The following is a 14,299-nucleotide window of genomic DNA, read 5'->3' on the forward strand; positions in this document are numbered from 1 at the left end:
GCACGGGGACGACTCGATCCACACCGGCACCAATCTCCAACGTGCCGGGACTGGCTGAAATAACATATCGTGTGGGTCGATACGGGACGTTCCTGGAAAGTATGGGCGCCGCGCTTTCCGATACGAGCCTTCCTGCATTGCAGGGGCTAACGACACGTGACAGCGCCGACTTCACGATGGCGTTATTGGATGGTTGGGCTGTGTCGCTGGACGTGCTGACGTTTTACCAGGAACGACTTGCTAATGAAGCCTATTTGCGAACCGCAGTGCAAGGGCGTTCTATCTTCGAACTTACTCGGCTGGTCGGCTATGTACCGTCTCCGGGTTTGGCTGCGTCGGCGGTGCTTGCGTTCACTCTGAATAGCGCACCTGGAGCTCCAGAGTCCGTCGCAATCCCAGCGGGTACACGTGCACAAAGTATTCCGCCACCGGGCGGCCTGCCGCAGGTCTTTGAAACGGCAACGGACCTGCGGGCGCATATTGGATGGAATGCATTGCCCGCCGTGTCATCACTGCCGTGGAGTCTTGCAGGAAGCGACACGCGGACTTGTTTAGCGGGTGTAAGTACAGGCTTACAGATTGGCGATGCACTGCTATTTGTTGCCGCGACAAACGGTGTACCTAACGCGAGCGGCCCCGCCGACTTACGTATTGTCACTGCAGTAGAGGTGAAGAGCAGTGACCGTATCACCGAGGTTAGCTGGGATCGTGCCCTCTCATCCTTCGGCGCGGTGACAGGAGCCCAGGCGGTTGTGGTGTATGCCTTGAGAAAGAAGACGTTATTGTTTGGATCTCAGGCGCCAAATCCTCTTCTATTCACGGCTGCGGGAATTACGAGTTCACCTGATTATCCGAAGGACCCACAGAAAGATTGGCAGTTTGAATATCACGATGGAAGCAATGAGGTGTACCTGGACAGCCAGTATGCGGGGCTTGTCGCTTCTGGCGAGACGGCGCAGTGGGCTGTGCTCTCGGGACCAGCAAATTCAGCACTGCTGCAAGTTGGCGGGGTTCGCGACTTAAGCCCGAATCTGTACACGCTGACGTCGAAAGCCACGGCGTTGAAGTTTTCTTCATATGCCGTGATCGAAGGTACGGCAGCTTCATCGATGGACGATCTGCTTAGTGGAATTGTTAACTGGTCGCGCGAAGCGACTCTTTATGCGGCAAGTGAGCGGCTTGCTGTAGCGAGTCTTCCGTTGAAGTCACCCTATGTAAATTCTGCGTCGATGCCTCAGTATCCGATGTCGGCAGATATGATGCTGCCTGTTTTCGGCAGCACTATTACGATCACAGGTGGTCAAGGCATTGTGGCGGGAGGACCGATCGCGGTTCAGGGTAAAGCTGTACGACTGCGCGTGGTGACAGCGGGCGCCGCGACGTTTGTTCCGCAAGATACTGCTGTGAACCAAGCTGTCACCGATAACCAGGTGTTTCTTATCAATGCTTATCAGCCCACTCCAGAAGACGGTGGCACTGCATGGCAGGTGACCACGATCAGCGGCATCGCCGGCACGCTGCACCTTACGGCCAAAGGTGTATTCCGTATGGAACCGTCCTCAGACAATGACGCTTTGACAGGTGAAGCTGCTCGAGTCAGTTCGGTATCGGTCCAGGGAGATATAACGACTCTGCAGTTAGTGTCTGGTTTGCAGGGCATCTACGATGTGACGACTGTGACAGTGAACGCTAACACGATGGATGCAACCCACGGCGAAACAGTCCACGAGATTCTGGGCAATGGTGATGGTACGAATGCCACACTGCTGTTCACGCTGAAGCAAACGCCTTTAACTTATGTGAGTTCTGATTCGGGTGGTGGCATCACCTCCACGTTGCAAGTCTGGGTGAATAGCCAGAAGTGGACCGAGGTGCCAAACTTCTTGATGTCTGGTCCAGCCGATCGTGTGTACGTGACCGGTGCGGACCAGAGTGGAAGTACGTTTGTGCAATTTGGCGACGGGCTTCGTGGCGCACGCACGCCAACCGGCCAATCAAACATCCGCGCTGTGTATCGCAAAGGTATCGGTTCTGAGGGAATGGTAAGCGCTGGACAGATTTCACAGTTGCTGGATCGACCGCAAGGATTGAAGGGTGTTGCAAATCCAAGCGGAGCTACGGGAGGAGCCGACCCCGCATCGCCGGCTGACGCAAGAACGTCGGCACCGTTGCCTACTCTGACGCTCGGACGCGTGGTCACGCTGGAGGACTTCCAGGCATATTCCAGTGCGTTTCCAGGCATAGGAAAGGCGCTGGCAGTATGGAGCTGGTTAGGACGTGAACGCGGCATTCTGGTGACAGTCTCTGGAGCAAATGGATCATTACTGTCGCAGGATGATCCCGTTGCTTTGCACCTGCTGGATGATCTTCGGAACTACGGAACGGGACGCATACCGGTGCGCGTGGTTCCGTATAGGCCCGTGCTCGTTTCCATTGCAGCAGGTTTAAAGATCGATACCTCGCAATATGCAGTGGACGACGTAACGGCCCAGGTATGGACATTGCTACAACAGGCCTTCAGCTTTGCGAATCGTGAATTTCAGCAGGGAGTGGCTGTTAGTGATGTTATTGAGCGCATACAAAACTGCACTGGCGTGCAGGCGGTGCAGTTGCAGGGGCTCTATCGCAGTGGCGATGCCATGAGCGTGCCAGCCCGTGACATGTTGCGCGCTAGCGGACCATCTACAGCACCGAACAGCACGTTGCTGGGAGCAGAATTGCTGCTGCTGGATCCCGCTTCTCGCGCAGGACTGGGGGCATGGCAATGAATCTGACAGGCCAGGATTTGATGCGGCTCCTACCTGCGATTTACGGCGTCCGTGACGCCGCCGCAGGAGGCCCACTGGAAGCCTTGCTGGAGGTGCTGGGCGAGCAGGCCGAAATTGTGCAGGACAACATCCTGCAGCTCTATGAGGATCAGTTCATCGAAACAAGTTCAACGTGGGCTGTTCCATATATTGGTGATTTGATCGGCTATCTTCCCATCCGTGCCGTTGACGGTGCTTCGTACAGTCCACGCGCTGAGGTGGCGAACACCATCGGCTATCGAAGGCGCAAAGGAACCGCCATCGCGCTGGAGCAAGTGTGTTCCGATGTATCGGCGCGACAGGTTCATCTTTCGGAACGCTTCCAGACCACACTTACCCTGCAGAGCATGCGTTGTGTCACGCCATCGCAACCCGCATTCGCATTGGTGCGGCAACAGAAACTGATGGAGCAGGTGTCCGGGCCATTTGACGGTGTCAGCCATCGTGCCGATGTGCGGAGGATCGCGCCGCGTATTCGATCTGTTGCAGATCCTGACATCGCCGCAGTGGATATTGCGTTGCACGGCCCAGGGCAGTTCAATCTACCGGATATTGCGCTGCACATCTGGCGTTACCGCAGCTTTCTGGTAGATAAGTCTCCTGCGCTGCAAGTGGGCGAGAGGAGATACACCTTCGACCTTGCGGGGCTGGATGTTCCGCTGTTCACAGTGTCGGCACTGCGAACGCCATTCGATCACATCACAGCGCGTATGGATGTCCCCGAGCCGATCTCTCTGTACGAGATTCGCACGGACACGGAAGACTTTTATGGCGCAACGAAGAGTCTTTTCGTATGGATTGATGGGGTGGCCGTCGCAGCACGGGACATCGCGTGGACACATCTTTCAGGCAAAGAAGATGCATGGTGCTGTGGTGTTGCTCACAAAGTGTCGATTGACGTGCAGTGTGGACGCATCGCCCTTGCAGAAGAGTGGGGCAACCCCGCAGAAGTGATCGTGCGCTATGCCTATGGCTTTGCTGCGGAGGTCGGCGGAGGCTCGTACGACCGGTCGTTAAATCTGACAGACGACTCTGCGGCGGGAACGTTTGTTGCTGTCGTGGGTTCACCTATAACGCCGACGCTGGAAGATGCGATTGCTGTCTGGAACACGCAGCCCAGTGGCACGACCGGGTCGATTGTGATTCTGGATTACGTGCGTATTGACTGTGCGGATACGCTGGAGATCCACATCGCAGCGGGAAATGCACTCACAATCCTTTCCGCCACCGAACATGTTGCAGCAGGTCTTAATAGCGGATACACCGCAGCGCAATCACAAGCCACAATTGCGGCAGAGATCGCTGTGATAGGGGATGCTTCCACCTCTGATGGAACGTCAGGACGGCTGGCACTGAACGGATTACGCATCCTCGGTTCCATCGATGTCAGTGGCGAAGCCATTGCAATGTCAGTGGAGCATTGCACGCTGCTTCCGAATGCGATGCAGTTGAGGGCTGGGGGCACAGAAGGTCCACGCGACCCGAGCATTACGGTTCATTCGGAAGGCACTTCGCTCACGATGCAAAGCACTTTGGCTGGGCCACTTGCCGTGGTTGATAGCGCGACTGTCATGCTCTGCGAGGTGCTTCTCGATGCAGGGTCACCCTGCTGTATTGCATACGCGGGTGAGGTGCCATCGCAGCAAGGTGGTGATCTCCAGATCGAGAACAGTACTGTCATTGGAAAGGTGCGCGCGCGCACGATGCCTCTGGCATCAAATTCAATCTTTCGCTCACGTCTGGCACGGAACGATTCGTGGGCGGCTGCGGTGTGGGCTGGCCGCACGCAAACAGGCTGTGTGCGGTTTTGTTCGTTGCCTTTTGCATCGATCACTCCTCGCCGTTATAAGTGTCTACCAACTTCGGCTGCGAATGAGGGCGCTCTGGCGCCGATGTTTGCTTCGCTCCGATACGGGCATCCGGCCTACGGGTTGTTGTCGACATGGACGCCGTTGGCTATATGGCACGGCGCTGATGACGGTGGACAGATCGGCGTTATGCACGGGATCCAGGAGACAGAAGCGGTACAGAATACACAGTTGCGTATTCCGGAATATCTCCCTGCGGGTATGGAAGCTGGAATCTTCCTGGTGACCCCGAAGATGTATTGCGATAGGCCGCGTCGACACGCGCGCTATGGCGTACAGGTTTCTAAAGATTGCTGTGATGACGGTACGTCCACAGAGGGTGTTAGCGGCATTGGAATCGGATTGCTTTAAACAGTCTGATTCGTAAGGAGTGAACGATATGAGAGGCGACTTCAGCCGGATCCGATTCAACCCGGCAAAGAACTATACGTCCGTGCTGGAACAGCAGGGCCGTGTGGCACTCGACGCGGATGCGAACGAGCAGCGTGATATTGACGCGTATCTGCGGGCCAGCGAGACCGTAGACGTTATCGGAGAGTTTGGTGGGCCGGAAGGTGACGATGGCTTTGCGATCTCCATTGTTGACGGAAAGCTTCAGTTCAGTGCGGGGCGCTACTACGTAAATGGTCTGCTATGTGAAGCAACGGATGATGGAGACTACGATAGTCAGCCTTTCCTGATTCATCCCGAATACTCTGCCGCCCAATTGCTGGAGATGTTTGCTCAGACGCAAGGCAGCGCACCGCTGCGGGTGTGGCTTGAGGTGTGGGAGCGACTTGTAACGGCCCGCGAGGATTCATGCCTACTGGAGCCAGCACTGGGTCAGGCTTCGGAAACCACTGCGCGGCGACAGACGGTGTGGCGTGTCGTTGCTGAGCTGGGGAAGTCCACGCTATTGAACAGCACTTGCTGCGGTGGAATGTACCGCCCCAGTCTGCAGCGCATTACTCCGAAAATGGCGGCGCAGACCAATCCCTCATCGGATACGTGCGGATGTGATCCCGTTGCTTCCAGCGGATATGTTGGGCTGGAGAATCAACTCTATCGCGTGGAGATCCATCAGGAGGGCGACCTTGCGAGCGCCACCTTCAAGTGGTCTCGTGAGAATGGTTCTGTAGTCGCCAGCATTCTTTCCGTTCAAGGAGCCGATGTTAGTGTCGATTCGCTGGGCCCCGATAGTAATCTCGGCTTCGCGCCGAACCAATGGGTTGAGATTTCAGATGATGCCAATCTATTTGGTGCAGAGCCTAATACACCTGGCGCGCTTTACCAGATAAAGAGCATTGATGTTGCCTCGCGCACACTGACCATGTTCACCACTGTCCTTCCGGTTGATACCACGAAGAACGCGCGCGTACGGCGCTGGGATCAATCCGGAACCAGTGCTTTTTCCAATGGGATGTCACTTGGTGGCGGGGCGTGGGTCGCACTGGAAAACGGAATTGAAGTTAGTTTCCAGACCGGAACATTTCGCGCCGGCGACTCGTGGGTTATTCCTGCGCGTGCTGCAACAGGATCTATCGAGTGGCCACCTTGTGGTTCCAACGGTCAGTTATATCAATTCGCTCATAGAACGGAGATCGTGCGTGCACCCCTTGCTTGCATCACTCTGGGAACGGCGGTTCTGAGTTACACCCACCTGCAGCAGGGCGGGCTTCAGGTGATTGATTGTCGCAAGATATTCCCGCCGCTCACTGGACTGAGCGTTGCAAGGCCAGCCATGCACGTCACCAAGACGAGTTGGGGAAACGACAGTCTTATGAGCATCGATCAGCTCGCGGCGAACGGTCTCGAAGTGGATCTGGACATCGCTCCTACATCTCCACTCTCTGCCGCCGTCTTCGTTGTGACAATGGAGAACGTTCCCAACTACGATCAGAAACCCTCTCAAAATCCCATTACGATTCGCCAGCCACTAATCATCGACGGCCTGGTTATGTCGTCTGGAACGACCCTGCTATGGCAGGTTGCCAAGAACCCGCAGATGTTGAATTATCTGAACTCTTTGTTGACGACGGAGTCTCGATTGAATGCATATGCGAGAGTGCGCGTGCGTTTGCTGGGTAATCGCATCTTCGGGACGTCTGGTGGAGCGACGGTATACCTGGATGGAGAAACATTTGCTATCGCAGCAACGCAAGCGGATGGAACACAGCGCTTAGACCTGCAGTTGCCGTCAGGAAATAATGACGCTGCAGCTGATTTTGAAAGCTGGTTTTATCTGTCCGCAGCATTGGTTCTGAAATCGGTCGCACCGAACTATCCGGCGTACTCACTCCTCGTTAGTCCTAACAATGCCGTGACGGCTGTGCAGGCAATCACGACACCTGGGATTCCACCGCAAACTGTATCTCCGCTCATCTTCATCACCCTCAGTATTGCTGCTCCAGCGGGCGGTGCGACGGTGAACCTAAGTCTCGCTGGGAATACACAAGTAGCTGTGTTAGCGGCATCTTCGGTTGTTGTGCCTGCAGGTGCAAGTACCGCACAGGTAGCCATTACTGTGAAGAACAATCCCGGCCCAACGACGCTTTCTTTCACGGTGACGGCAGCACTCAGTTCTTTGCCAAACGATCCGCAAACTGCAACGTTCACCATCACCGGCGCGCAGCCACAGATCATTATTCGTTGACGCTAGCGGGAGCGAGTTCCTATGCAAGCAGTATTTTCGTTTTGGAGCAAACCGTTCACCGCATACAAAGGCCGCATATGGGCGACGCCGTTCCACCATCTGCTGTCGTGGGGGTTGTCAGTGCGTCTCGCGAAGCAACATTTCAATAAGGTTGTGCTGATCACCGACAAGGCAGGTAAGTCGCTCCTGGTGGAGCGACTGGGGTTGACATTCGATGATGTGAGCGAAGATCTGCAGCAGTTTCAAAACGTGGATCCGGGATGGTGGGCGTTCGGAAAATTGGTAGCCTACAGCATGCAAACGGAACCGTTCTGTCACATAGACAATGATGTGTTCTTGTGGAAGCCGTTGCCGCCTGCGTTGCTTGCTTCTCCGGTATTCACGCAGTGTCCGGAGTTCTTTCATACGGCTTGGGAGTGGTCTGGACCTGCCTATGTAGAGGACGCGTTCCAGGCGCATTCGCTGGAGTTGCCGGTGGAGTGGACATGGGCGCGTTCACTGCATTCCGAGCGATTCTCTGAGGACAATTGCGGCATCCTGGGAGGGACAGATATCGAATTCCTGCAATACTTCTCCAGGCTTGCCATGGATCTGGTCTTGAGCCCGCGAAACCTGCCTGCTTGGGATCGCTTTTCTGAAAAAGAAGGTTTCAACATGATCGTGGAGCAGTTCTTGCTGAACGCATGTGTCCGCTACCATCGCGCCCATCCACAATCCCCGTTCTCTCGCGTAAATATGGAATATCTCTTCCCGTCGTTTGAACAGGCTTACGAAGAGGACCGGGCGGCCCGAGCCGGATTTACTCATCTGCTGGGCGACGCGAAGTCACATCCGGCGATTATGAAACGGTTGGAAGAACGAATGCGTTGGGAGTCACCCGACTTCTATCGTCACTGCACGCGCCTGCATCGCAGTGGATATGCCACTGCCTGAGGATTCCGCGGGATGAGCCTGAAACATGCCAGTGCGGCAAGCAAGCAGAGCAAGAGTCCTGCACGTAGGCAGGGTGGCGACGCACTGCATGCTTCGTCGTTCCCGGAGCCGCCAAAACAGTTTGCGGCTCCGGGAACGACGGCACTGTCATCCGTTCGCTCGGTTGGATCTGCGAATGGAAATCACAGTAAGAATCCGGCGATGGCAACATCGCGTGCTTCGTTGCCAAAACAGAACCCACGCGGCGAGCAACTGGAGGCTGAGGCTGACCGCATGGCAAGGCACGTGGCTCGACGAGAAGCCGGATCGCGCTTGCTGTCTCCGGAAGTTCGCGGGCAGAAACGAGAGACAGGCTCTAAGGGAGTCGCAACGAAGCGCGAGAAGATTAGAGTCTCCTCTACTGGGGGCGGTGAGCCACTAGATACGGTTACGCGTGAGGTAATGGAGCGCCGTTTCGAACGCGGACTCTCGCATCTTCGAATACACAAAACCGGAAGGGATTCGCACAAGACAGAGAGGCAATCGATGAAGGCGTACACGCTGGGAAGCGATATCGTCTTTGCGCCAGGCCGATATAACCCTGCGACGACAGAGGGGCAGGAATTGTTGGCGCACGAGATTGCTCATACGATACAGCAGCACGGCGGAGAGGAACCCAGGACCTCCCGCGATGGCCGTCCAACGCTTTCTGCTACGCGAAAGCAGATGCAATCGAAGGTGGAGATTCGTCAGGTGGGGCGTGGTGAGGCATCCGCGTTCGCTCGGCGGCAGGAACTACTCGACCGTATGAATCGGCTGTCTGCGGGAATGCAGTATGCGTTGACTGGTCCGGAGATCACATACACGGTGCTGGATGCATCGCATCTCACGCCGTTTGACCAACAGATGAGAGGCTTCATCGATCGCACCGAGACCGTGCCTCTGCGGTTGGTTACTGCCGCGGGGCTTGTGCAGCAGGGCACTCCCAGATTTCAGGCGCTAAACATCGATAGTTTCGATCTTGGCTATCTCGATGTGGATGACATGCGTGCTTCTGATGACAACAGCTTTCAACTGAACCTTCTGCATCTGCTTCGTGAGAGATTCGCCGTGTCTCGCTACGACCATCGCATTGGAACATTCACCCCTGCAGATGGACCAGAGTTTCAAAGAGCACACGCTGCGGGCATTGAAACCGAAACGCAGTTGTTGCGAGATAAGGTCGGCGATCCGAGCATTCGCTTTGTCTTTGAAGAAGACCGTAGCGACAACCTTATGGTTTTTGGATATCGGAGCAAGGAGGGCTACAGCATCTTCCACGTTCTTCGCTCAACGGGCGGTGGCGTGATGGCAGGGCACGTCTTCGTCCAGACGAAGGATAGACGCCGGCTTAGCCTTGATGACTTCATTGCAGAACGAAATAGAGCCACAACAGCAAGTGTGACCGCGGCCCCGACAACAGCCGTGCCAACCGCACCGGTTCATTAAGGGGAACGCATGCCTGCAGCCCCTACAACGCTCAGTGCCGAAAAGAAAAGGTCTGACCAGCGGTCAGGACGACCGAACGGGACCGGCGGAGTGAACGTTGAATCTGAGATAGAAGAGCAACGCAAGCAGAAGCGTCCCGTGATCCGCGCTCTACCGACTGCTCGGATGGCGTCCATTGCTTCCGATGGAATAACAGCGAAGGGGGGCGTGAGGGTCGGTCCACCGGCGCCCCAACGGCCATTATTTCCCCTGCGCATGCCGCGTGCGCGATTGAAGATAGGCGAGCCAGATGATGCACTTGAACACGAAGCCCATCATGCTGCGGAGCATCTGGCCAACGTAGCAGTGCAATACACGCCACATGCACACGGTCTATTGCAAAGAGCATGTGCATGTGGTGGCACTTGTGCTCATTGTCGCGAAGAGAAAGAACAGCTTCAGCGAAAACCAGCCACATCGGAAAATGACGGTCATAGTCTGGATAGCCCGGTCCCGGACATTGTGCATCGTGCATTAAATGCGGAAGGCATGCCTCTTGATCCCGTGTCGCGATCATTCTTCGAGAGGCGTCTGGGCCTTGATCTTGGTCATGTCCGCATCCACGTTGATGATGTGGCCTCAGACTCTGCGCATGCAGTGTCTGCGCTCGCTTACACGGTGGATCGTCACATTGTGTTTGCCCGCGGACAATATGATCCCCGCAGTGAAGCGGGCCGGAAATTGCTCGCACATGAACTGATACACGTAGTGCAGCAAACGGGCGGATCCATGTTTTCGGGCGCAGGACGTGGGCACGAATTGATGCTCGAACAGGAAGCTGATCGAGCAGGTGATCAGATAAGTGCAGGTGGTTGGGTGCACTCGCTGTCCAGCTACGGTGTCCTCGCACCGCAACGAAAAGAAAATGATGATGAGCCACCGGACGCCACCATCAGCGCCAACCTGTACAACTTTAATTTCGTCCCCAAATCCGGATCTACATTCCATGCGGGGCCGAAGTATCCGCAAATACTTGGGATGGTTCTTAAAGCCTTAGTCGACAAGAACTACACCGCTGAATTCCGCGACAAGGTGAGTGCGGAGATCACCAGCAAGATAAGTCGGCCAGTCTTTAATGCACCCGCGGGTGGAAGCTATACCGCGGAAGATTATTCAGGGCCAACGATGAAGGAGGGCGAGCCTTTCCAGCGAGCAACCGCAAGACCCGGTCCCATGCGACAACTGATGGCGGCATGCGAGAAAGCTGGGGTCACGGTCAAACTTCCACCTGAGCTGGAAGAACTGCTGTTGATGGCGGAGACAGCGGAGTTTGCTTATAACTCACTTCCGTTAGGTCAATATCGATGGTTTTCAGAACCGCTGTTCGATGCCGTAATGGCATCACGCGCCAAGGCGCTGAAAGATCTGGCTGCTGCACGAAGGATTCCGGGCGAAGCGGGGAAGGACGCTACTGAACTGGCAGTGGACAACATTCTGGCGAGTATCGCGCTTGCACTGGACACGATTGAAGAGATTCGTACGGATACATCGCTGGTGAAGCATGACGTCTATCAGAGCATGTGGCCCACGGCGCGAACCAAAGGTGCCAACCCAGACAACCCGCCGGTCGCCGCTGAAGATCGCAAACCTGATGTGCGAGTTGCCGCGGGGTTGATTGCCTACTCCGATGCGCGTCCGCAACTGACAGAGGAAGCGCAACTCAGCAGCGTCGGCCGAAAGAAGCTGTTGGATAGCTACGCGGTTGCGCAGGCATATCGGACGGGAGGCGACGGACTTCATGGAAATCAAAAGCTGACTGACTATCCTACGCAGTACACTGCCGATCCCTATCCGGCAACGCTTGCTATTTATCCGCAATTGGATGGCAATCTATACGGTTCCACACGCGCCGAGTATGGATTCGAAATGAGTGTGAAGTTCCCCGATCTCTTTGCAGCATTTCAATCACACCACTACGAGTTCAAGAAGTTTCGTGTTCCCGACGACAAGCTGAGCAGTGCAAATAAGGCCTTGAAGGGAAGTGGCACTCGCTCCAGCCACTATGCCATGTTCAAGAAGCGTATCGCGCAGGACGAGCGATATCACGAAGCGGATGTCCGAGCTTACGCAAACTCTCTGTGGGAGCAAATGGGAGCGCCGAGCGTCAGTATGACGGCGGTCAATCTAAATTCAGCGGCCAGAGAATTCGGAGACGCCGTTGGCACCATTGTGGAGACTTTGATGGATCCACAATATACGGCACGGTTCTCCTTTGATGACGAAGGGCTATACATCGTCCAGGCCGTCGCAGAACATATCCCGGATGGAGAAGTCATCATGCGACGGCCGCCCAGCGCCGCATATATGCCACTGTTTGCGCGTGATCCCGGGATATTGGCGGAGTCACACCTGGAGGGTGCCATCGATGAGATGAACCAGGCGGCTGACCGCATCAAGGAGATCGACAAGGAACTCGCGGCGACAAAGGATAGCAAGAAGAAGGAGGAACTGGAGGAGGATCGCAAGAAGGCGGTCGCCATTGCTGGGGGTGTAGAGGGCATGTTGTCCTATCAGCGCGACAAGTTTTCTGGCGGGTCTTCAGAGGATCAGAAACGTGCAGACCATCTTCAGGACATTCTGAATAATCGCAAGACGCGCGGGTTTGGTCCGAACAGTGAGCGGCTGCCGACGGTGTATGTGAGCGACGCGGGGCAGATACTCGATCTCTTGATCGAGGTCCGCGTGGTTTCGCAACACGATGACGGCACTGCCGAATACGAAGTCAACGATGCAACAACTCCTTCCAGCACGCATGCGACAGCGTCCGGAAAGCGGCCCGAAGCCATCGTTGCTGCACTAGAAGATCTGTTCAAACATTCTGACTATGGTCGTGGCAAGGCATCGGTCCGGCTTGATGGAGCGTTGAAGTCAATCGATGTTCCCACCCTGTCGGAAGGGAAGCTTTTCATGGAGGCGGCAGCTCATACTGCCACTCTATTAACCGTCATCGCGATTGCATTGGCGCCATTCACCGCCGGTGCAAGCATGGCGCTTATGGTTCCGGCCATGGTGATTGGGGCAGTTCCTTCTGCTTACAACATCATTCATCGCGCTATCGATCACACATTGCACTTCGATATGGCTTTGGCAATGGATGTGGTCAACGTTGTTGGTGCGGCGGTAGGGGTTGGGGCAGAAACGCGCGCCGGAATGGAAGCCATTCGGCTTGGCACGGCAGCCGGCAAAGTTCTGATTGTTACTGGTCTCGGGGTAATGGGTACGAGCGTGCTGATGATGTCTGAAGGCGCGTTGGAGCAGATGGATGCGATTCGTGACATGCCGGAAGGATTGCAGAAAGCGGAACTGGCAAAAATTCTTGGTGGCCTGATGTTTAACGCTGGCATCATGGTTGGCCAATTCCTTGGGGCAAAGTTCCGGGCGGAAGCGGAAGCACCGCGAACGTTTGACGAGTGGTTTAAAGCTCTCGAAGAACCGACACGAGAGAAGCTGGAAAATACCCGTGAGGAAGCAACTCCCGGAAAGAATCTCTGGAAAAGATATTCAGAGATGGATCCTGCGGTTAGAGATCTATTGACGCAGTGCGGGAGTGATTGCATCCCGACGGATCCTCCGCCTACTGCGGAGCAAGAGGCTCGCATCAAGAAACTGCTTTCCAGGCTGAGCCCACGTGCCAAGCGAACCCTTAAAGGGTTACTGCACGATAATCGTGCTCCCGCAGCGATGGACGCAGTGCTGGATGGGTTGGAAGCGTCAGCAGCAAAGCTCAAAGGCAAGACCACCAAGGGGAAAGGCCGACAGGCAGCGCGTAATGAAGCTGCCATCCTGGAACGCGGAACTGGAGCCGACTATATTCTGGCGAACTTCAGCGACGAGGCAGTAGATGCGTTAGACCCTGCCAACCCTGGTAAGTGGAAACGCGCACGTGCTCTCGCTGATGAAATCGCCGAGGCGGGAACGCTTGATATGGAAGCGGTAGGTGCAGCATTAGATCAAGTCCGCCAAACAAAGCGCGCTGATCCCGAAGAGATTTTGGATCACTTGAAACGCTTGAGCGATGTTGCGGGGAAAATCCAGGGAGTGGATAGGTTACTGGGGCCTGAAGGTTTGACGGGTCCGTTCAAAAAAGTCAAGGGTGCACGTTGGACGTTACGCTTTTTGACCGAAGGTAATTTGTGGGAGAAGGTCGCCAGTTTTGAAGAGTCCGCCCCAGACTCGGTGCTTGAGCGGGTGATAGATGTTCGTCTTACAGATGGAACACGGATTGAATTGAAGAGTTGGGAGGAATGGGTGAACGTGGCCGAACAGAAGACCACCCGACAGCTCATGGCGGATTGGATACCAACCAACGGATATAGAGATCCAATAGTCTGGGCATTTGAGCCGGGACCGAGGATCGGTACGGCTGCGGATATCATTGCAAAAATGAGTGAGGCACTGGACAAGGCTCTTGCGGAAAAATGGCGCGGCTATGAAGACGATTTTGCCGCACGAAGAGTGCAGGCCATTAAAGACAAATTGCCCTCCATTGTTCGAGTAGGTACTAAGTGAGTGTTTCTCTGCCATGCACGTACGGCTCCTCTATGCGCTATCCG

6 protein-coding genes are annotated in these 14,299 nt (G+C 55.4%); all 6 read left to right on the forward strand.

Going from position 1 to position 14,299, the window contains the following annotated elements; genetic code table 11:
* Nucleotides 1–101: 101 nt before the first annotated feature.
* The 6 genes from M504_RS01550 (at nucleotide 102) to M504_RS21025 (ending at nucleotide 14,255) form a co-directional block, all read left to right on the forward strand.
* Nucleotides 102–2,768: a hypothetical protein gene (locus M504_RS01550; RefSeq protein ID WP_047487168.1), complete on the forward strand. Its 2,667-nt coding sequence runs from the start codon at nucleotides 102–104 to the stop codon at nucleotides 2,766–2,768.
* Nucleotides 2,759–5,026, forward strand: a complete 2,268-nt coding sequence (locus tag M504_RS01555; RefSeq protein WP_047487170.1) for a hypothetical protein — start codon at nucleotides 2,759–2,761, stop codon at nucleotides 5,024–5,026. Before M504_RS01550 ends, M504_RS01555 begins: the two co-directional genes overlap by 10 nt.
* Nucleotides 5,027–5,054: 28 nt before the next feature.
* Nucleotides 5,055–7,307: a DUF6519 domain-containing protein gene (locus M504_RS01560; protein WP_047487174.1), complete on the forward strand. Its 2,253-nt coding sequence runs from the start codon at nucleotides 5,055–5,057 to the stop codon at nucleotides 7,305–7,307.
* A gap of 21 nt (nucleotides 7,308–7,328) precedes the next feature.
* A complete protein-coding gene (locus tag M504_RS21015) occupies nucleotides 7,329–8,240 on the forward strand; it encodes a DUF6734 family protein (RefSeq protein WP_052200188.1) in 912 nt (303 codons plus the stop codon).
* A gap of 12 nt (nucleotides 8,241–8,252) precedes the next feature.
* A complete protein-coding gene (locus tag M504_RS21020; RefSeq protein WP_052200189.1) occupies nucleotides 8,253–9,707 on the forward strand; it encodes a DUF4157 domain-containing protein in 1,455 nt (484 codons plus the stop codon).
* Nucleotides 9,708–10,235: 528 nt separating this feature from the next.
* Nucleotides 10,236–14,255, forward strand: coding sequence for a DUF4157 domain-containing protein (locus M504_RS21025; protein ID WP_052200190.1), 4,020 nt, complete (start codon nucleotides 10,236–10,238; stop codon nucleotides 14,253–14,255).
* Nucleotides 14,256–14,299 lie beyond the last annotated feature (44 nt).

Source organism: Terriglobus sp. TAA 43, from assembly GCF_000800015.1.
GTDB lineage: Bacteria > Acidobacteriota > Terriglobia > Terriglobales > Acidobacteriaceae > Terriglobus.